General features: G+C 52.9%; 15 protein-coding genes and 1 riboswitch. Of the genes, 6 read left to right on the forward strand and 9 right to left on the reverse strand.

Going from position 1 to position 21,744, the window contains the following annotated elements:
* Nucleotides 1-222 precede the first annotated feature (222 nt).
* From ACZ5PT_RS01230 to gluQRS, 3 genes are all read right to left on the reverse strand, one after another.
* Entirely contained in the window at nucleotides 223-2,052 is a 1,830-nt protein-coding gene (locus tag ACZ5PT_RS01230; protein WP_464264989.1) for a response regulator, read from the reverse strand.
* A 79-nt stretch (nucleotides 2,053-2,131) separates the two neighbouring features.
* On the reverse strand, nucleotides 2,132-2,902 hold the full coding sequence (locus ACZ5PT_RS01235; protein ID WP_464264990.1) for a hypothetical protein: 771 nt from the start codon (nucleotides 2,900-2,902) through the stop codon (nucleotides 2,132-2,134).
* A 37-nt stretch (nucleotides 2,903-2,939) separates the two neighbouring features.
* Nucleotides 2,940-3,869, reverse strand: a complete 930-nt coding sequence (gluQRS, locus tag ACZ5PT_RS01240) for a tRNA glutamyl-Q(34) synthetase GluQRS (RefSeq protein WP_464264991.1) — start codon at nucleotides 3,867-3,869, stop codon at nucleotides 2,940-2,942.
* Between the two features lie 171 nt (nucleotides 3,870-4,040).
* On the opposite strand from gluQRS, the gene ACZ5PT_RS01245 reads away from it, so the two are divergent.
* Nucleotides 4,041-4,472, forward strand: a complete 432-nt coding sequence (locus tag ACZ5PT_RS01245; protein ID WP_464264992.1) for an RrF2 family transcriptional regulator — start codon at nucleotides 4,041-4,043, stop codon at nucleotides 4,470-4,472.
* A 203-nt stretch (nucleotides 4,473-4,675) separates the two neighbouring features.
* On the opposite strand, the gene ACZ5PT_RS01250 is transcribed toward ACZ5PT_RS01245, so the two are convergent.
* A complete protein-coding gene (locus ACZ5PT_RS01250; protein ID WP_464264993.1) occupies nucleotides 4,676-5,890 on the reverse strand; it encodes an ammonium transporter in 1,215 nt (404 codons plus the stop codon).
* Nucleotides 5,891-6,201: 311 nt separating this feature from the next.
* Here ACZ5PT_RS01250 and ACZ5PT_RS01255 point away from each other — a divergent pair, with 311 nt between their 5' ends.
* Complete coding sequence (locus ACZ5PT_RS01255) at nucleotides 6,202-8,625, forward strand: methyl-accepting chemotaxis protein (protein ID WP_464264994.1); 2,424 nt, start codon at nucleotides 6,202-6,204, stop codon at nucleotides 8,623-8,625.
* Between the two features lie 53 nt (nucleotides 8,626-8,678).
* A riboswitch (SAM riboswitch) is annotated at nucleotides 8,679-8,812 on the forward strand.
* A gap of 102 nt (nucleotides 8,813-8,914) precedes the next feature.
* Nucleotides 8,915-10,033 carry a homoserine O-acetyltransferase MetX gene (gene metX / locus ACZ5PT_RS01260; protein ID WP_464264995.1) on the forward strand — a complete coding sequence of 373 codons (1,119 nt, stop codon included), beginning with the start codon at nucleotides 8,915-8,917 and terminating at the stop codon, nucleotides 10,031-10,033.
* A 44-nt stretch (nucleotides 10,034-10,077) separates the two neighbouring features.
* Here metX and ACZ5PT_RS01265 read toward each other — a convergent pair whose 3' ends face one another.
* Nucleotides 10,078-10,242, reverse strand: a complete 165-nt coding sequence (locus tag ACZ5PT_RS01265) for a hypothetical protein (protein WP_464264996.1) — start codon at nucleotides 10,240-10,242, stop codon at nucleotides 10,078-10,080.
* Nucleotides 10,243-10,387: 145 nt separating this feature from the next.
* Here ACZ5PT_RS01265 and ACZ5PT_RS01270 point away from each other — a divergent pair, with 145 nt between their 5' ends.
* From ACZ5PT_RS01270 to fusA, 3 genes are all read left to right on the forward strand, one after another.
* Complete coding sequence (locus tag ACZ5PT_RS01270; RefSeq protein WP_464264997.1) at nucleotides 10,388-11,206, forward strand: GPMC system MBL fold metallohydrolase; 819 nt, start codon at nucleotides 10,388-10,390, stop codon at nucleotides 11,204-11,206.
* Nucleotides 11,203-13,026, forward strand: coding sequence for a TIGR04442 family protein (locus ACZ5PT_RS01275; protein WP_464264998.1), 1,824 nt, complete (start codon nucleotides 11,203-11,205; stop codon nucleotides 13,024-13,026). Before ACZ5PT_RS01270 ends, ACZ5PT_RS01275 begins: the two co-directional genes overlap by 4 nt.
* A gap of 81 nt (nucleotides 13,027-13,107) precedes the next feature.
* Complete coding sequence (gene fusA / locus ACZ5PT_RS01280) at nucleotides 13,108-15,171, forward strand: elongation factor G (RefSeq protein ID WP_464264999.1); 2,064 nt, start codon at nucleotides 13,108-13,110, stop codon at nucleotides 15,169-15,171.
* 200 nt (nucleotides 15,172-15,371) lie between these two features.
* On the opposite strand, the gene ACZ5PT_RS01285 is transcribed toward fusA, so the two are convergent.
* From ACZ5PT_RS01285 to ACZ5PT_RS01300, 4 genes are all read right to left on the reverse strand, one after another.
* Entirely contained in the window at nucleotides 15,372-17,945 is a 2,574-nt protein-coding gene (locus tag ACZ5PT_RS01285) for an ATP-binding protein (protein ID WP_464265000.1), read from the reverse strand.
* Nucleotides 17,942-19,069 carry an ABC transporter substrate-binding protein gene (locus tag ACZ5PT_RS01290; protein WP_464265001.1) on the reverse strand — a complete coding sequence of 376 codons (1,128 nt, stop codon included), beginning with the start codon at nucleotides 19,067-19,069 and terminating at the stop codon, nucleotides 17,942-17,944. The genes ACZ5PT_RS01285 and ACZ5PT_RS01290 overlap by 4 nt, the downstream gene beginning before the upstream one ends.
* A 267-nt stretch (nucleotides 19,070-19,336) precedes the next feature.
* Complete coding sequence (locus ACZ5PT_RS01295; protein WP_464265002.1) at nucleotides 19,337-20,971, reverse strand: ABC-F family ATP-binding cassette domain-containing protein; 1,635 nt, start codon at nucleotides 20,969-20,971, stop codon at nucleotides 19,337-19,339.
* A gap of 137 nt (nucleotides 20,972-21,108) precedes the next feature.
* Nucleotides 21,109-21,744 (reverse strand): general secretion pathway protein GspB, encoded by a 636-nt coding sequence (locus ACZ5PT_RS01300; protein ID WP_464265003.1) that lies wholly within the window; start codon nucleotides 21,742-21,744, stop codon nucleotides 21,109-21,111.

Genomic DNA, 21,744 nt, shown 5'->3' on the forward strand with positions numbered 1-21,744 from the left:
CTCGAAAAGTTTGCTGGCCGATCTTATATAGTAGCGTCAAGGGTCTCTTTAATTTCGTTCTGATATGTAAATAAATCGAATGGCTCTATGGATTATATGCTGCAGACTATTATATATCAACCTAGCGCTTGGTAGGTGCAGAACTGGCAGGCGCTTAAAAAATCTCTCTTCTGCTTTTACCCGCTTTACCAGCCCTTGTCAACCGTGAATAAAAATTTCATCTCAGCACAAAGTATTTTCGTCTCGACAATATTCCTGGAGTAACAGGTCAATGCGTTGCATCAACTCCCGAGGGAGAAACGGCTTTGCAATATAAGCGACCGCTCCGACATCCCGCCCCCGGTCCCGCTCATGCTTCCGTGCCATCGCAGTAAACATCGCTACCGGGATGTCCGCTGTCTGCGGGTCTAACTTTAATTTTTCACAGACTTCAAAGCCATCCATCTCCGGCATAAACAGATCAAGCAGGATCAGATCGGGGCTAAAGGTTCGCGCCTTGACCAAACCATCAACCCCATTAACGGCCAACTCAAGGTCATATTTTTTACTCAGCAGGATTTCAATTAAGCGGCGGATTGCCGGCTCATCATCAATCACCAGGATGCGCGCTTTGCGATCTCCAGCAACAGGAAGTTCAACGGGCGCGGGATTCTGCGTAATTGGAAACAGGAGATGAAAACAGCTGCCCGGATTCTCAAGTGCAGTCTCTTCCCGCGAGCCGGGACTAACGGCCCAGCTCAGGCCGTTATGGCCATGCATAATCCGCTTGACCAGGGCCAAACCCAAGCCGGCCCCGCGGCCGAGGAATTTATCACCGGAACTATGCTCGTCAAGCTTGCCGACGGTATAGAAACGTTCGAAAACATGGGGCAGTTCCTGACGTGGAATACCAATACCATTATCAGTAACACAGACGTCAAAGAAGGCGTCTGAGCAGCTATCGTCGGCAGAAAAATCTGACCAGAACCGCTTGATATGCGCAGCGTCCGCGACTAGGCTTTCCCGACTGCGAAAGACACCACTGAGACGGATCTCCCCACCGGGCTCAGTATATTTGATGGCGTTGCCGATCACATCCTCCAGCGCACGGCGAACCATCGACGGATCGACGGACAGTTCCGGCCATTGTTCTCCCCCCGGCCAGACAAGCGTCAGCTCCCGCTCTTTGAGAACTCCCGCAAGATTACTCTGAATATGGGTGAGCAGCGGCAAAAGTGCGATGGTTTCCCGCTGGGGATGGAAACCATCGGCCTCCAGACGAATAATATCGAGCATATTTTCAACGATATCGGAAAGACGCTCGGAACCCTGCAGGGCATAATCGAGCAGGCTCTGTTCATCTTCGTTGATCCGTCCGGGCAGACTTTCGCCGAGGTACTCCAGGGCACCAAGCAAAAAAGTTAACGGCGTACGCAACTCATGGGACGCAATACCGATAAAATCGGTCTTCATCCGGCCGATTTTACGCAGTTCTTCGTTGGTCTTTTCTTGCCGGGACATCGCCTGCCGTAACTGTTGCCGCGAGTCTTCAAAGGCCAGCGCTTTCTTCTCAAGTTCGCGGTGACTGGACTGCAAGTCAGCATACAGCTGAGCCCGCTCCTGCTCACAGGCTTTCTCTTTGGTCAGATCGTGCCCGGTGAGCAACACCCCGGAAATCTCCGGCCCAGCTAAAATTGTCGAAAGCTGCAGGGCGAGCGTCACCCGCTGGCCATTCGGCCAAACAAAAGGCAACTCTAAAACCTGCCCCACCCCCGACAGGGCCTTCCGGTAGGCCAACTCAACCTGTGAACAATCGGGAAACAGCGTCGCCAGCGACATCCCTGGCAGAGCGTCGACCGGCCAGCCGAAAACCTGCTCGCAGGCACTATTGACTCGATTGATCAAACCATCAGGGCCAATCGAAACCAAGGCATCGGCTACGGCCACAAACAAACCCTGATAACGCGCCTCCGAAAGTTCCAAAGCATGAATACGTTGCTGTACCCGGTCACAGTCGGCACGCTCAGAAAGGCAGTAAACCGCAGATTGTTTTGCTTTTTCTTTGTGGCGCAACAAACAACTCCATCAACAACGAGGCCGAAAAGCCCAACCCGACAATAACGAATTTCGAACCCAAACCATTAGTTAACGACTAAAGTGAATCGAGCAACCCAGGGCTGATTCCCGAGACGATACGATCGAACAACTTGTCGTACATCTCCGGCAGGAGTTTTGTCTCCGCTTCGCCAAGGGGTTCATACAGCGTTTTTTCGACCCCCGACAAGCTGATATTTTTAACTTTCACCAAGTCCGTATGATTGTAATACGCCTCGTCAAAATCAGCGTACTGCAGCAGGAGAGCGCGATAGGCTTCGTCACCACCGAGCTGCCAGAGGATTTCACCGTTACGATCAATAACCGCTGCCGTCGCGACAATATCATTGTACTTGGTCGTCAGAGACTCGAGTAATGTTCGCGAACGGCGCGTCTCCTCAATCTGCTCACCGGAGAAGACCACCACCAATAAAGCGTCGACAACATTGCGCTGAACCATTTCGCCCACCGCCTGCGGATCAAACTGATAGCCTTGCGGACGACCGCTCGCATCGTCTGGACTTTTTCCGCTCAACAATGCCAAGGAGATCAGCTCCGAACTGCCCGACAGCAAACGGACATCAAAATAACCCTTTTTCTCCTTCAACCGTTCGACCAGGGCTTCATGCTTGCCGACGGTTGATCGCGCGAGCACGTCAAGCAGGGCTTCCTTTTGCGGATACTCGAAAGGGGCCGCGGAGTCAACCAACAGCGGCAGAACCCCCAAAACCTGAACCTTAGCGTGATAATCCTGCTTGGGAATTTGGTATTTCCCCCAACTGCAACCGGCTAGCAGCAACAGCAGTCCGTAAATAAACCATCTGCGCATTTCAACCTCCTATCCCCGCAAACAAAAACCCAGCGAATCAACCGAGCAAATCAGGGGCTAGCTTTTCCGCCGGCGCCACCCGGCTGGCGGAAAAGTTCGCTATGCCCCAATCCAGTATTTCACCCGCAGCCGCGCCGATTAGCTCCTGCGGCGGCTGTTGGCCTAAAAATTCCAACGCGGCCCAAAGCGCCCTGTTGCCGTTTTCGATAGTAATAAGTCCGGACCGACCGTGCCGCTTGCTCAGCTTTTCGGCATCCGCCCCTAAAGCCAGGGGCAGATGATAATAGTCCGGCAGCGGCTGTTGCAGGCAACGATAAAGAAAAACCTGCCGTGGCGTCGAAGACAACAGATCTGCCCCGCGTACCACCTGATTGATGCCCGAATCGATATCGTCGACGACCACGGCCAACTGATAGGCAAAAAGTCCATCGGCACGCCGCAAAACAAAATCACCGACCTCGCGCTGCAGGTTCTGTTGCAATGGACCGAAGATACGATCCCGCCAAAGCAGCGCTTCGTCCGGCACACGCAACCGCAACGCCCGCTCACTGCGCTGGCCAACCGCCCCCTGCCGACAGGTTCCCGGGTAAATCGGGCCATCCTCACCCGGATGCGGCGCACTGGCAAGGATTTCCCGGCGCGAACAGCTGCAATCGAAAAGAAACTGCCGAGCGGTCAACTCCTGCAGAATTTGTTGATAGCGCTCAAGGCGCTGACTCTGATAGAGGACCTCACCATCCCACTCAAAAGCGAGTGCAGCGAGCAAGCGAAGCATTTCATCAGCCGCTCCGGGCACAACCCGCGGCGGATCGAGATCTTCCATCCGCAGCAACCAGCTGCCTTGAGTTTTTTTTGCCAGCAGATAACTGCCCAAGGCGGCAACCAGCGACCCGAAATGGAGCGGGCCGGTCGGACTTGGGGCAAAACGGCCGGTGACGGGGCGCGGCAGGTGAAGCGAAGATACCATTTATTGAAAAACCTTTTCCAACCGTAAATCCAATGATTATCGACAAGATGATGCGACCGGAACAAGCCACTGTCAAGTCCACATAATTTTCCCCTTGCCGCGAACAGCATATTGACAACCACCGAGCTTCCGTGTATCTCTTACTCTTCGAGTTAACTTTGGAGGTATTACGTGGTTATTACACGAGCAACAGAATATGCAATCAGAACTGTCATCTACCTGGCCCAACAGCCAAAAAGTGAGATCGTTCTGAAAAAGGATATCTGCCGCACCCAGAATGTGACCCCGGCATTTTTAACCAAAATATTGCAACCGCTGATCAAGGCTGGAATCGTCAGCTCTCAACGGGGTGTCGGTGGCGGCTTTCTGCTTTCAAAAGAAGCCAACGAGATTACCCTGCTCGACATTCTCCAAGCAGAAGAGGGGCAGCTCAAACTGAATCACTGTCTGATTGAAGATGACGCTTGTCACCGCGACAGCCACTGCAGCGCGCATGAAGTCTGGCACGAAGCCCAAGAAGAAATGATCCAGATTCTGCAGAAGTACAGTATTGCCGAACTGGTTAAACGAGAAAAGGAAAAACTGGCGCAGTTGGAAGCCTAAAATCGCGCTGCAAACATAAGAAATGAAAAAGTGGTCCGGAATTAAATCCGTGACCACTTTTTTTGTAAAAAAATACCCTGGAGACCAGGAGGGATAAGGTCGTCCAGGGTAAAGCAGGAAGCTGCCACGGCCTCCTGTAATCTTGCGCTTTCCCCCAGTGTACTGCTCGTCAGCAGGCTGTCAAATCCCATTTCCAATTAATTCTACCTAACGTTATCCTCTGGATACGCATTGATTTGGTGGACACTTAAATCTGCCCCGGCGAACTCCTGCTCGTCATCCAGACGGAAGCCGCAAACCTTGTCAATAACCGTATAAACGACGAACGCGGTCACCACGGCGTAAGCAATAGCCAGCAGGCTACCAGCCAGTTGCGACAGAAAAGAGACGCCGCCCATTCCGCCGAAGGCCGTCGAACCGAAGATACCGGCGGATATGCCCCCCCAGGTTCCGACCACACCATGCAGCGGCCAAACCCCGAGGACATCATCAATCTTCAGCTTCTCTTGCTCGAACTGAAAACCGTAGACAAATATCAGCGAACCGATGCCACCGACAAAGAAAGCTCCAATCGGGTGCACCAGATCAGACCCGGCACAGATGGAGATCAAACCGGCCAAGGCCCCGTTGTGAACAAAACCGGGGTCATTCTTACTGGCAACCAAGGCGAACAGAACGCCACCGACCATGGCCATCAGGGAATTAACCGCAACCAGACCGGAAACACCGGCCAGGTTCTGGGCGCTCATGACGTTAAAGCCGAACCAACCGACCGCCAGAATCCAGCTGCCGAGAGCCAAAAACGGGATATTGCTGACCGGAATCGCCTGGCTACGACCACGGATAAAGCGGCCCATCCGCGGACCGAGAATTATAACCGCTGGCAACGCCAACCAACCGCCAATAGAATGTACGACGACGCTGCCGGCAAAATCGTGAAACGGGGCGCCAAAGGTTGATTCAAAAAAGCCTTGCAGGCCAGCACTATTCTGTCCCCAGATAATCGATTCAAAAATCGGATATGAGATCCCGACAAAGATCGCTCCGGCAACAACCTGCGGCCAAAACTTGGCCCGCTCGGCAATACCACCAGAAATAATCGCCGGAATGCATGCGGCAAAACAGAGCAGAAAAAAGAAGCGCACCAACTCATAACCCTGATTATCCCCCATCAAATCGGCGGCCGGCACTAGGAAGTGAACGCCGTAGGCAAGCGGATAACCGATCAAAAAATAGACCACGGTTGACACCGACCAATCAGAGAGGATCTTGACAAAGGCATTGACTTGATTCTTTCTCCGAACCGTACCAACTTCAAGAAAAGCGAAACCGGCGTGCATGGCAAAGACCATCACCGCACCAAGCAATAAAAACAGAACATCCCCACCACGCTGCAGGGCATCAAGCGATGCTTCCATCGAAAAGACCTCCTCGTCTTGTATGTATTGTTGTCAACAACGTTGTTCAACGCAGGAGTTCTATTTCAATTGTCGTGCCGTTTTCAAACGCCCCAAAATGCTGAATCCTGGTCCGCCCAGGCCATTTCGTGCCCATTTTATAGTCACCACTGTTCAATCATTGATCAGTCCCGGCCTGCCGATATAAATCGGTTGCCAAAGTTGTCAACGGGCGGCTTGCATGTTTTCCATTAACAATATACAATTCAAAGATTCTATTAATTTCCTAATTCAGCTGGCGCTGAATATCACCAATCCCATGTGAGGCTTCAATGCAAAAAATCGTCAGCATCCGCTGGAAGATTTTGTCTGGGCTACTCGCCTTGGCCATCATCCCGATGCTTTTGCTTACCTACCTATTCTCCGACATCACCAGCAGCCAGGTTAGCGAACAGATCGACATGATGGCGGATCAAGCCGGCCGCTACATTATGCAGGGCGCCTCCGACGATGAAGACATGCTGCTTGAAGCCCTCGAACTGATGGCCCAAGAAGAGGATCTGCTGAATGCCGTCTATTTCGGCCAGATCACAGGCGACCCCGAACAGCTGCATACGGTCATAAAACACTATCGAGCCCAATTCGGTTTTGACCGGCTAGAGGTGATTCACGCCGATGGGCATATCCACGTGCTCTCCGCAGACACAAAGACGGCGGAACCGATCATTGTGAAATCGGCTGAGGCAAAAGAATCCGGCCTCATGACCGAGAGCAGCAGCCGACTTATCGTTAACAACAACAGTCTCAGTATCTCCAGCACCGTGCCATTGATTTATCAGGGATCTCCGATTGCAAACCTGCGCGCCTACCGTGACATTGGAGAACTGCAAGCCAAACAATTTCAATCGATGATCGATGCCGATGTTGGCTTTCATGACGGGGAAAAAATCATCGCCAGCAGCCTCGCTGAATTAAAGGATCTAAAATTAGACCTCAATGCAATTCTGGACGAAGACTTCGTGCTGATGACCCTGAAGAATCGCTCGCACATCGTCTACAATTATCCGCTCAATCATGACACCGCCGGATTCCTGATTGCCATCGACCGCTCCTCAATCCTGGCCAGCAACCGGACGATGCAACGCACCCTGCTGATGATGGCAATCGGAGTGATGCTCGTCGCGACCATTTTTGGTATTGTCTTTTCCCGCGGTATCGCCAAACCACTCGATTCAGTCGTCCGCAATCTACGTGAAATTGCCGAGGGAGATGCGGATCTAACCAAAACCCTTAAAATCACCTCCAATGACGAAATCGGTCTTCTGGCCAGCAACTTCAATCGCTTTGTGGAACGACTGCGTGGAATAGTCGAAAACACCCGCAAAACCGCAACCGGACTATCGGAAGCGACCAGCGCCATCCGCAGCCGCTCCAGCGAAGTCAGCCACGCGGCCGATCAGCAGACCAAGGCGATGGAAAAGTCCCACCTGAGCGTCACCGAAATCGGCAAGTCCGCGGGTGAAATTGCCGACAGCGTTTCCAACCTCGTGGCCTCGGTGCAACAGAGCGCCGCAGCCACCCACGAACTGGAATCAACCACCATCAGTATTACCGAACAGATGGAAAACCTGTTCGGCATTATCAGCGATATATCCAGTTCCATCCATCAACTCTCCTCCTCCAACGAGCAGATTGATGGCAACATCATTGAACTCTCCAACAACACCAGAGAAACCTCACAATCGGCAAAAGAACTTGAGCAGGCGACCAGCACGATTGAACAGAGTGCCGAACAGACCAGCAAACTCGCCCAGCAAGCAGCAGCAGAAGCCCTTGAGGGAAAAGCCGCAGTTCAAGACACGATTCGCGGAATCAGCGGTCTGCAGCAGATAATGGAACAGGCCCACTTGGCCATCAGCGATTTAGGCGAACGTTCAGACGCCATAGGTAACATTGTCAACGTCATCGCCGATGTTGCCGATCAGACCAACCTGCTGGCTCTCAACGCAGCCATCATCGCCGCCCAAGCAGGTGAACACGGTCAAGGTTTTGCTGTCGTCGCCGATGAAATCCGCAATCTGGCGGAGCGCACCTCGGTGTCGACAAAAGAGATTGCCGAAATCATCGAGAATCTCCAGGAAGGGACACAGACCGCCGTCTCAACAATCGAAGCAGGGAGCCTGCGCGCGCAGCAAGAGGTCGCTAGGTCTCATGCGGCCGGTGAAGCACTGGAAAAACTGCACGAAAGCTCGCTGATCTCGACCGAGCAAATTACCGGCATCGCTAACCAGACCCTGAAGCAGTCGAAAGAAAACCGCAACATCAGTCAGGCAGTGCTGGCCATCACCAATATGGTCGACCAGATTGCCAGCTCCATCGGTCAGCAGACGGCCAGCACCCGCAATCTGTCTAACGCCGCTGAATCGATGAAAAATATCGCGGCGCGGGTCAAAAACAGCACCTCCGAACAAGGGCGGGGCAGCCAGCAGATTGCGCAGAGTATGGAGCATATCCAGCAGATGATAGAACTGATCGATAGTGCGACCCGTGAGCAGAACGACCGCAGCAACGAAGTCGTCGAATCGGTTGCGATGGTCCGCCGCATTGCCGAAGAGAATTCAGAGCGCGCTATCGGCATGGATGCGGTCGTTGAAGACTTGATTAAACATACCGCCCTGCTGCAAAAAGAGATGGGGGCATTCAAAATAAGCGAAGAGGACAGGGAGCCGGCCAAACCAGCAAGCAGTTCCATTTGACAAGTTACAACCGAGTAAGCTAGAGTCGGCCGCACAAGAAAAAATGAACAACGTCTTTATCCAGAGTGGTGGAGGGAAACGGCCCTGCGAAACCACGGCAACCGGCCTTTTGATACAAAAGTATCAGCGGGCGCCCGGTGCCAATTCCTGCCCTGCCGGACCTACGGTCCCGGGGGACAGATGGGGACGGAGCCAGCGATACCACGTATAGTCGTATCTCCAAGGCCCCTTCCCATTATCCCGGGAAGGGGCCTTTTTTGTTAGTATCTGTACCAAAAGGGGAGATGGCTTGAACGATTCCGTTGGCTTGGTCACAACCGAATACGCCGACTTTGATATCGAACTGCGGTTAGAGAGTGGTCGCCTGCTAGGCCCGCTCACCATCGCCTACGAGACTTACGGCCAACTTAACGCTGAGTGCACCAATGTCATTTTAGTGACCCATGCCTGGACTGGCGATGCGCATGCTGCTGGCCGCCATAGCGAGGAAGACCGCAAACCGGGTTGGTGGGACAACATGATCGGCCCCGGCAAAGTCTTCGACACCAGCAAGTATTTCGTCCTCTGCACGAATGTCATCGGCTCGTGCAAAGGGTCCACCGGTCCGACCAGTATCAACCCACGCACTGGCCGCCCCTACCGACTCAACTTTCCAGTGCTGATGATTCGTGACATGGTACGCGCCCAGAAACTGCTGATTGACCACTTGGGGATCAAATCGTTGCTGAGCGTTGTCGGCGGGTCAATGGGCGCAATGCAGGCACTGGAGTGGGGGATTCATTATCCGAAAATGGTCCGTTCCATCGTTCCGATCGCCGGCACGGGAAAAACCTCGCCGATGGCCATCGCACTGAACGCCTTGGCCCGGCAGGCGATTTTCAATGACCCCCTGTGGAAAAAGGGGAATTACCGAACGGAACACCCGCCAGCAGATGGTTTTGCCCTGGCCCGTGCCGTCGGACACATCTCCTTTTTGTCCGACGCCTCAATGAACCTCAAGTTCGAACGGCGCTTCTCGGTACGGGATGGCATGTTCGATTTCTTCGGTAAGTTTGAAATCGAACGCTACCTCGATTACAACGGTGGTAATTTTGTCGGTCGTTTCGACACCAATTCGTTCCTCTACCTGGCCAAGACCCTCGATCTGTATGATGTCGCCTGGAATTTCGATTCGTTCAGCGAAGCGCTCGATCGGCTCAATTGCCCGTCTCTCTGGTTTGCATTCAGCTCCGACTGGCTCTATACACCACAGCAGACTGAAGAGGTGGTCAACGAACTGCAACGCCTCAACAAAACAGTCGACTATCGACTGATCCAGTCCGACTACGGGCATGATTCGTTTCTGGTCGAGCCAGAGAAATTCATCCCCATGTTGCAAGAGTTTCTCGATCTGCAGGCAGCGAAATAGTTTTGCTAAAAAGTAAAGGGTGATTCCGCCGGAATCACCCTTTATTACTTGCCGAACAGGTCCAGTTGCTGAAACCTGTGTTTCTCCGATTTAAATGGTCGTGGCTCAAACCGGGGACATTCGAGCATCAACACCGCGACCGGCTGCTTGCACTGCCGGATACAGCGGCTGCAAAGCTTATTGAATTCTTCTATTTTCTTCTCACTCATACTGACAATCCTTCGCAGTCCCCAGTCTACTGCAGAGGACCGAAGTCTGGCAAGCAGGCAGATACAATCAACTATTGTCTCCGCCCCCGGCAAAATGCTAAATTACTAAATCTCTTCCAGAAACCCAACAAGCCACGGCAAAACAATGACGCCTGAAAAGCTTGAAATTACCATACTCGGATCAGGAACCAGCACCGGCATCCCGGTGGTCGGATGTCGTTGTGCCGTCTGTCGCTCCTCTGACCCGCGCAATCACCGAACCCGCTGCAGTGCGCTCATCGGTTACGGTCAATACAACATTCTCATCGACACCGCAACTGATTTACGCCAACAGGCCCTACGGGAAGACATCTGCCATATTGACGCCGTCCTTTACACCCACAGCCACGCCGATCATATGCACGGGATTGATGATCTGCGCGGATTCAACTTGCGTAGCAAAGATCCGATCCCACTTTACGGCTCCCCCCGGACCCTGGAAAGAGTCCGGGACAACTTCAGCTACATTTTTGCCGATGTCGAAAAGCCAGGCTACGTGCCACGACTCACCCTCTGCCCGATAGAGAGCGGTTTTCCGTTATTCGGCCTGGAAATTATTCCGATCCCGTTAAATCATGGCGGCATGCAAGCCTTCGGCTATCGCTGCGGTCCATTTGCCTATCTGACCGACTGCAATGGCATCCCGGAAACCTCGCTACCGCTGCTTAAAGGTTTGCAGATTCTGGTTCTTGACGGACTGCGTTTCAAACCGCACAACACGCACTTCAACATCCCCCAGGCGATTCAAATGGCGCAAACAATTGGCGCCAGACAGACCATCCTGACCCACCTCAGCCATGAAGTGGATCATCCCAAACATGCACCGCAACTCCCTGAGGGGATCGACTTCGCCTATGATGGACAAAAATTCTCTCTGCCATTGTGCCAAGCCGACGAACAATCGCAGTGGAGACGGCGGCCATGAATACCGAGCTGCGATTGCACGGTCGCATCAACGATAATATCGAATACTTCGCCACTGCTGCGGGTTGCCGCACGGCCCATCACCATTTCTACCAGGTTTCGGACCAGTCCTTGCGCTTTTTCGCCCCGGGCAACGAACTGATCCTCGACGAGCAGGGCGTTCGTCAACTGGGGAATGGCGGCAGTTTCTGTGAATACATGTTCGGTGTCGATCAGCCGCTGGCCGATCTATCGAAGGACGGCATCGTTAACCGCCTGACCCTGCTGGGTGTCAGCTATGACGAATCGGGCAATCTGCACATCGATGAAATGAACCGTACACAGCACACCTACGAACAGATCTTTTTCGAAGGACATGCGGTTTATAACTGCTTTTTCTTCATTGACGGACTTGACGCCCAAACCCACCGGCAGCAGCAAGAACAGGTGCTACGACGACTAGGAAAAGTCCTCAAGCGACTGACCAACCTCAACCAACGGGACGATTCCCAACTGGTCACCGAATTACTGACCCAACTACCAGAGCAATGCACTATCTATCTGGTCTGCCTGATCAACTCCCGCCATCGTCGCTATCTGCAAGAATTTCAGCGCCTTTATTACCAACATCGTTCGATACCGGATAGCAACTTTACCGAGTTACAGATGTTGGCCAATGACATGGGAATTGATCGTTACCAACAAGAGCGAATCCGCGTCGATGTCATGTATCGGCACCGCGATAATTACCGGATCATCGATGAATACAAAAAGATTCTGATTGCCTGCCATCAACAAGGACACCTCGGCAGTGAACAGCACGCTCGGCTGACCAGACTGAAAACCCTTTCGGTGCGGAATAAAATACCTTCGGCCCTGTTCCTCACCCTGGATGAGCAACTCAAGACCGCACCGGAAGTCTCGGCCGAAGAACCGGACTATATCGTCACGACCCGCCAGATACTCCAGGGAATCTTCGCGCGCGACGACACCCCCGGCGGCAACATCGGCAATCAAGAGATGGAGCGCTTACTGTTCGCCAAATTGCAGGCAAATCGAAATCGCGATCATAGCTTTGAACAATTACTCCTGGAAACCGGTAAAATCTGCGACGAACAAATCCGCGACGGAGCGCCGCTGGCGTTACTGGAAAACTTTTCCTACATCATCACCTTCTTCGACCGCTACGACAGCACCTCGACCCATTTGAGCCAGATGGCTTTCATGGAGAATTTCCGTATCAATGAAGACCTGCTGCGCAGCCTGCTCGGCAACCAGCAAGCCTTCAACGAACTGGGGGATAACCTGTTCGGCCGCTTATTCTTTGATGAAATCCACGGCAACGGCTATCTCGGCCGCTTTGGCCGACTCAAGCTGACCTGCTTGGAAGAAGGGCTGGATTCCGCGGCGAACAAGCAACTGAGTTTGCCAGAGCTGATCCGCAAAATCAAACAACTTGATGCGGAAGAACGGCTCTACAACACGGTCCTTAAAAATGCCAAGGAGCGGATTCGTAATCGCTATTCACGCTACGAAACGCCATCCGAGCAGAAGGAACTGTTCGGTGAACTGAGCGATGAATTACTCGTCAGGGGCATTATCAGCGACTTGCTCGACCCACGACTGTTCCGCAACGTCATCCACGACATAAAAAAGGAAGCGATCTATCTCCACAGCCTGCTGCCGGAAATCATATCCAATCAGGATCGTGGCCTCCGCGAGGATTTTTTGAGTAACAGCGGCCTCGACCGTTTTTATGTCGAAGAGTTGGAGCGGGAATATTTCAATCTGAACCAGATTGACCTTGACCACCTCAACCGACTCAGGGCAGAAAGCAACTGATTCGCAGAGGATAACCGGGGTCCGTTGATACTGTAGTATAATTGAAAGCAAAAATTCCATCTGCCGTTCAGGGAGCTTTTCATGGCTGATGTCAACCGCAACCAGATCCGCAATTTTGGCATTATTTCGCACATTGATGCCGGCAAAACGACCGTCTCGGAACGGATACTCTTCTACACCGGCGAGATCCACAAAATGGGTGAAGTCCACGATGGCATGGCTTCAATGGACTGGATGGAGCAGGAGCAGGAACGCGGCATAACGATCACCGCATCGGCAACCTGTTGCCGATGGCGAGACCACACCTTCAACCTGATCGACACCCCCGGACACATCGATTTCACCATTGAGGTGGAACGTTCCTTACGCGCATTGGACGGAGCGGTGGCAATTTTCAGCGCCGTGGAAGGGGTGCAACCACAGACTGAATCGGTCTGGCGGCAGGCGGATCGCTACCAGGTTCCCCGGATCTGTCTGATCAACAAGATGGACCGCATTGGAGCCGACCATCGCGCCGTGTTGATTGCCATGATTGAAAAACTACACGTCAAACCGGTGCTGCTACAATTACCGCTCGGCGCCGAAGATGCTTTCCGTGGCATAATCGATCTGATCGAGGAAAAAACCATTCTGTTTGACGAAGATGATCTCGGGCAAACAACCATCGATGGCGAGATCCCCGCGGAGAGGTGCGAAGAAGTACAGCAGGCCCGCGAGCGGATCATTGAGGCCGCCGCCGATTACGATGACAGCATTCTCAACGATTTTATTGAAGGGCTCCCCATCGCCGCAGAACGGCTGCTGCCTGCGCTACGTCAAGGGGTCATCGACTGCCAGATATCACCGGTGCTGCTCGGCTCCGCCTTGCGCAATAAAGGGGTTCAACCGTTACTCGATGCCATCTGCGCCCTACTCCCATCGCCGATCGACATTCCCCCGTCAGCAGCGATCCGCATTGACCGCCAAACGCCACAGGAGATCGAATCTGAGGCAAAGGGGCCGCTCTGTGCACTCGCATTTAAGGTTCTGGCTGACGAAGGGCGTAAACTCACCTACCTGCGCCTCTATTCTGGCAGTCTGAAACCGGGCGATACGGTCTACAACAGTCGCACCCTCGGCGAAGAGAAGGTCGCCCGCCTGTTCCGCATGCATTCGCACAAGCGAGAACGGATCGACCACGCAGCTGCCGGAGATATTGTCACCGCCACCGGCCTGAAGAATGTTCTTACCGGTGACACCATCAGCTTTGCAGAAACACCACTACAACTGGCAGGACTGGACTCCCCCGAACCGGTGGTTTCGTTGGCGGTGGAACCGAAAACCGTGGACGATCGAGATAAACTCCCACCAGCACTGGAAAAGTTACAATGGGAGGATCCAACTTTTCTGGTCAAAGAAGATCCGGAAACCGGTCAAACCCTGCTAACGGGGATGGGGGAACTGCATCTGGAAGTGGTTGTTCAACGGCTGAGCAGAGATTTTGGAGTCGAGACGATAACCGGCCGGCCACAGGTCGTTTACCGCGAGACCCTGACCCGGCCGAGTGAGCAGCATGAACTCTTCGAGCGAGAGATCGACGGCAAACTGCAGCAGGGCGAGGTCAACATCAAAATCAGTCCCCAACCACGATGCAGTGGCTTAACGATTGATGTTCCGGAAACGGTCCTGCAGCAGTGGCCAGAGGAGCAAGCCGATCTGTTGCAGGAGCTGATTGCGGGTGCCTGTCAGGCCGGACCGGTCGCAGGATACCCCCTCACCGACTTGGAATTGATCCTGACCGCTGCACCCTACGATAATAATAAAACCACGGAACTCGGCATCTCGGCCGCGATCAGTCGGGCCATATCCCAAGCGCTGCGCAACGGCAAAGCGACCCTGCTGGAACCGGTGATGCGTCTCGAATTGAGCGCCCCGACCGAGTACACCGGCCGGGTGATGGGTAGCCTGCAACAGAAACGAGGGCAGGTCGAAGGGGTGGTGTCACGTCCGGGACAAGATGTCATCCGCGCCACGATCCCACTATTGGAAATGTTCGGTTACATGACCGAACTCCGTAGCGCGACCAAGGGACAGGGCAGCTTCACGATGGAATTTTCGCACTTCGATCAGGCTCCGGCAGAGACATTACAGAAGTTCGGTCTCTAGCTTCGGAGCCGTTCACATCCCAGTTGCCACCAGCTGCTTTTAACCGAATAGAACACTCAGCTATTTTGTGCTGCCGGTATGGGTCGGTTTTGTAGTTCGCCAGGCCAGCGACGCCCGATAACAATAAGAATTAACCATATTTCAATGGTCAGCATAACCCCTGGTTCAAGCAGTGCAAATGACCAGCAGCACAAGCAAACTCAGGCTGGGGAGGAATCGAGCAGTTTTTCCATCAATTTAACGATATCGATCGGCGAAACCGGTTTATGAAGAAAATTGATCCCTTCCTTCAGTATCCCCTGATCAAATAATTTGTGTTCCGTATAACCGGACATGTAAAGAACCTTAAGCGCGGGAGACTGTCCAGTAAGTGCTTCTGCCAACGCTATTCCGCCGATATTCGGCATGACGATGTCGGTGATCAACAGGTCGACGCCATCGGAAAGTTGCTGGTATTTCTCCAACGCTTCGTTACCGTCACCTGCCGTCACGAGGTGATACCCAAGCGACTGCAAAAAATCGGCATTCATTTTCAACAGGACCACATCATCCTCAACAAACAGAATGGTTTCACTGCCCTTACGAAGTGGTTTCTCCGGTTTAGATACTACCGCTTGCTCGACAACCGGTTGGGAGCGTGGCAGTAAGATTCTGAAGCAGGTCCCCCTGCCAACATCACTGCTGACCAGAATATCTCCGCTATTTTGTGTCACAATCCCATAAACCATCGCCAGACCGAGACCGGTCCCCTTGCCTTGCTCCTTGGTAGTGTAGAAGGGATCAAAGATATTCTGCATAACGTCCGGCGGCATTCCGCTGCCCGTGTCACTGACGCTGATCTGGACATAATCGCCAGCCGTCAGATTCGGCGTTTCAACACAGTCGCCTTTGATTTGGTAGTTGCGTAAACCAATGGAAATAACCCCACCCTCAGCCATGGCATCCCTGGCATTGACTGCCAGATTAATAATCACCTGCTCCAATTGCGACTTATCCATCTTAACTGGCCACAGTCCCGCCTCCGTATCGATCAGGGTGCGAATCTCTTCCCCGACCAGTCTCTGCAGCATGTCGTTCAGCTCGCTGACCTCACGGCAGAGATCAAGAATCTGCGGTTTACGGACCTGTTTGCGACTGAACGCCAGTAACTGTTTGGTGAGATTGGCCGCCCGATCGCCGGAGTTTCGGATTTCGCGAACATATCTGAAGCAGGCATGATCCGGTTCCAAACGATGCATAATCACTTCGGTATAACCGATGATGGCGCTGAGAATATTATTGAAATCATGGGCAACACCACCGGCCAGGCGACCGATCGATTCCATTTTTTGCGAATGCTGCAACTTCAGCTCTAACTGAACATGTGCTTCTTTGGCCTCAACCAGCGCGGTAATATCGCGATCGATACCCCGGAAACCGGCAAATCGACCTTCCGGATCAAACAAAGGGGAGCCACTGGAGATCAGATATTTAATTGAACCATCAACGCAACGAATTTTTCGCTCAATGTTGCTATAAGCCGTTCGAGCGAAAAAATGCTGCTCAATATTGCGGACAACTGCAGGGTCTTCACATCCTTCTGACAGCGTCAGATATTTGCGCCCCAGCATGACCGACGGGGAATAACCGGTCACCTGCTCTCCCGCCTGGCTGCAATAGGAAAACTGCTGATTGATATTCGTTTCCCAGAGCCATTCGCTCAGGGTTTCCACCAGCAGACGATGCTTCTGTTCCGAAGCGCGCAGATCGTCTTTTTTTCCCTTCAATTCAACCGACAAATCCTTCAGGGTCGTCGTCAGGCCACCCAGTTCATCATGGCTCTGTGGGGCCAGTTGCACATGATCGTTATCATTCTGGATAGCGACCATGACCTGCTTCTGGTTGTAGAGAAAACGGCGGAAATAATCGCGAATCCGGTACCAGAAAAAAATCGCCGCCAGCACACCGAAAACACTGACGAAAAGAGAAATCTGTGAGATCAGCCGTTGTCGCTTGACGTTAACATCCTCCAGCTCGGACAGAATCCGTTGACTAACTTGAAAAAAATTGACAGACGACGTTTCAACAAACAGCTTGCGATCCTCCAACTGCAGGTCACGTTGGTAGAACTGCTCTAGCAACTGAAACAGTTGGCCCAGCTCGCTGGACAGCGCCGGATCAGCAAATCTATTATTGATTTGATCCAGAATTCGTTTGATATTCGGCAACCGCTCAAACTGCCGATGATGGACGAAGGAGTTCGCCTGGAAATGTAGTTCCAGATCAGTAATGGTCTTCGCATCGGAAGCCTTCTCATGCCGATGCGGAAAAGGGCCATCACCCTGCGTCAAATGTTCTTTTTCTACATCGTTGTGGGTATGCAGCCGACTCAGTGTTGTATGAATGGCGGCTTCTAACTGAAGAGCAACCTTACGACTTGTCGCCAGCTCGAGAAGTGCCTGACTAAAATTTGTCAGATTAAAGTCGATACTATCAAGTTTGACCACTAGCAGAGATGAGAGACGAGCCAAGTCTGTCCTTAATTTTTTACTGGTTGTTGCGCTGTCATGCACCAGTCGCTCAAATTCAGTCTTGTCAAAGTTCATTTCCGGAAGCAACAAGGAAACACGGATATGGTCCAGTTGACGCATCTGGGATTGCAATTGATTGAGGTGGCCGGACATCTGATTAAAACGTTGCTGGGTATAAAAACTGGCAAACTGGTTGAGAGCCAAAATCAGCGTGCCGAAGGTAATGATGAAAAAAATCCAAAAGACCTTTTGCGGGAGTCTCATTGCGCCCCCACCTGCATACGGGTGTAGTCAAAAAATGACTGATCGTAGAGCAATGTTTTTGCAGTTCCATCCGCCAATGCCGTCTTGAGGGTTCCGCTCAACTGACCCTGTTTCGCCATGTTGGTCATCCACTGATCAACGCCACGGTGCCACTCGGGGGAGAAATCATCCAGATACTTGATTGTCGGTATTGACCGTTCCTCGACGGCGAACGGGGTTCCTAACCAATGAGCGATCAACGCTGCACTTTTTCGGGGATGTTCCTGCACATAGCGGTTGGCACGCGACAGCAGGGTGACCAGTTTGCTCAAGGCCAGAGGCTGCTGACTTAAGACCGGGCCGTTAGCAGCCAGGGCACAGCAAGGCAAACCCTGCCACTGCCCTGCGGGAGGGAAGTCATGCAAGAAACTGACGACTTTGCCAACCTGCTGATATTCCGCCAGGGCGACGACCGGCTGCATGATAACAAAACCGTCGATCAGTCCATTTTTCAATGCCGGAATCAGGTTCTGGGAACCGAACAAATTACGCACCACAACTTGGACAGTGTGGATAGAAACATCGTGAGAGAAGCTGATCCCCTCATAATCCAAGGTCTGCTCAAAAACAAGGCTCTGAACTGAGTTGTGAAATTTGTAGCCGATCCGCACTGGTTGCGGTGCCTGCTTCACTGCGGCGATAAAACTTGGCCAATCATCGGCCGGGAAATCCTTTGCCATCACCAGCGCCGCACCATTTGACATAACCGGAGCGACAATCTTCAGGTCGCTGCCGGCGTCAATCCGTTGAATCATCGCCGGCACTGGACCGAAGGAAACATCCAGTTGCTTTTCATGTAATTTACGAATAATTTGCCCACCACCAGTGCAGCGAACCACCATGACATCAGCAATTGCCTGACCCTGATCGATTAGCTGATAGTGTTCTTTAGCTCGGACTTCCCTGAGATACAGTCCACCCTGTTGCCGAAAATGGTCCGACAATTGCGCGGCGAGATAAAGCGATGCGTGATGATCATGAGGGGCGTACCCGAGGCGGATAAGAGGAAGGGTTTGATCTTCGGAGGCACAGGCAGTCAGGAACAGACTGACGAACAGCAACAAGAACAGAAGAGCTCTGGACATAACGGCCCTACAGGGTAGAGAGTCAGCCATGTGTCAACATGACAACAACAAGGACCTGCCCCCCCTCGTCCTTGACAAATCTATCCAAAACAGAAAGTCTGAGTATAAGCTAATCAGGCAGACAGTCAACCTTAAAGCTACTGAAATCAATCACATGTCTTATTTTACAGTATTTAAATGCGGTTCCCTTGAAAAATAACCCCCTTTAATCCGGGAATGTTTTCACCACGTTATTATGCTCACACTTTAAATAGTTATAGTAAAAACCTACAGCCCAAGATGCTCACGGCCACTTTTGTGCAAGTAGTATTCGTAATCGCCTTCGTAAGCGACCATCTGCCCCTGATCGACCTCAAACACCCGCCCGACCAGACTGCGGAGGAAATGCCGGTCATGGCTGACCAGCAGCAGAGTCCCGGTAAAATTCTGCAGCGCCCCGAGCAAAACTTCGCGCGACTGGATATCCAGATGGTTGGTCGGTTCGTCAAGAATCAACAGGTTCAGCGGTCGGCCGAGGATAGTCGCCAGCACCAGCCGTGATTTTTCGCCCCCGGAAAGTTTATCGACCCGCTTGTCGACATCCTCACCCTGGAAGAGAAAGGCGGCGCAAAGATTATGCAACACACCGATGGTCTGCAACGGCAGAGCATCCTGCACGGTTTCAAAAACCGTCCTTTTCGGATTGAGGACTTCCATCGAGTGCTGACTGAAATACCCCGCATGGACATTGGCACCAATGGTCACCGTCCCGGCACTCGGCTCGGTCTGACCAGCCAGGGTTTTCAGAAAGGTCGATTTACCGGCGCCGTTAACACCGACCACGGCAATCTTGTCACCGCGCCGCACCATGCCACTGACGCCGGAAAAAACCGCTTTTTCAGCGCCGTTGTCCAATGGCCAGCTTTTCGCCAGCGCGTTGATAGCGATCGCGTCATCACCGCTGCGCGGCGGCTCGGAAAACTCGAAGCGGGCCACTCTCTGCTCTGGAGGCAGCTCGATCCGTTCAATCTTCTCCAGTTTTTTCACCCGCGATTGAACCTGCGCCGCATGCGAAGCACGCGCGGCAAAACGGGCAATAAACTCCTCTTCCTTGGACAACATTTCTTGTTGGCGTCTATGGCTGGCCAGCAATTGCTCGCGGCGTATTTCCCGCTCACGCAGATAGAAATCGTAATTGCCGCCATAACTGGTGATGCTCTGGTTGGCGACCTCAACGATCCGACTCACCAGCCGATTCATAAAGTCGCGGTCATGGCTGGTCATCACCAGCGCGCCCTGATAGTCCTCGGCCAGCCAGTTTTCCAGCCAGACGATTGATTCCACGTCCAGGTGGTTGGTCGGCTCATCGAGCAGCAAAACATCGGGATTAAGGGTCAGAATCCGCGCCAGAGCAATACGCATCTTCCAACCACCACTGAACGATTCAACCGGCCGCTGATAATCATCGGGACCGATCCCCAGACCGGTCAATACCGCCTGAGCACGGCTCTCAAGATCGTAACCACCGCGATGTTCGAACTCCTGCTGGACATCACCGTAGCGCTCCAACAGCGTCACCATCTCATCGTCCGACTGCGGCTCGCACATCGCCGCTTCCATCTGCTGAATCTGCTCACCGAGTTTAACCGTCGCTTCCGAAGCAGCGACCACCTCTGCTAACGCACTGCGACCGGACATGTCGCCGACATCCTGCGAAAAATAACCGATCACCGTCTTCTTGCCACAGCTGATATCGCCGCTATCGGCGACTTCTTCGCCGGTAATCAAGCGGAAGATGGTCGACTTGCCGGCACCGTTGGGTCCGACCAGTCCGGTCCGACTGCCGGGAAGAATTTGAAAGCTGGCTTTTTTGAACAACACCCGGTTGCCGTGCTGTTTGCTGATATCGGTCAGATGGATCATAGTTACCTCGTGAGAAAAAAGTCCAGCTGTGGTAGCACGTTAGCCTGGCAGGTTCAAGGCAAAAGCAGAGAAGGGCTGGCGGCCAGCAAAGGGCTTAACTGGGCAAATGAGGGGGAGAGACAAACAACCTTAGGGACTCAATCTTCTCCGGTGCGCTTACGCGGCAGGAGAAAGCGATAGCCATCATAACGAAAGGTCGCCCCATCGGCAGTGATCTCTTCAAGAAGGTACTTATCGGCCAGCCGCGCCCCTTCGCGCATAATCTGCTCGTTAATCCGCACCAAGCTGGCCGTCCCGCTCCCCTTGCTGTAGGCATGTAACGACATGTGCATCTCGGGAAGACGTCTCTGCAAAGCGATCGGCAGTTCGGCAATCGCGTAAATCCGCTCGCTGGCGCTTGGTTGCGGTTCAACCGGTGCGGCCACTCCTGGAGATGAGTTTCTAATTGTCGGGGTTTTGCTCAAGCGTTGCGTTTGCGATTGGGACACCGCCAGTGAACGGACAACGGGAGTCGAAACCGGAACAGGTGTGGCAACTACAGTTTGTTTTTGCGCAACCTGTTCCAGCCCAACAACGATCCCTCGCGGCCCAGGCGCAAAAAACCAGAGCAACAGGCCAACATTCAGCAGCAGGATAAGAACCAGCAGATAGATCCAAAACGGCCGCCGCGGCCGCGTTACCGAGGTGGGTTCGTGGACCGTGTCGAGGCTCGGCGCATTGTTCTCCTGGCGTTTTTTGTCCGACTTTTTCAGCGCATCAAGAATAAAGGACAT

It is taken from the genome of Desulfuromusa ferrireducens, from assembly GCF_055389805.1.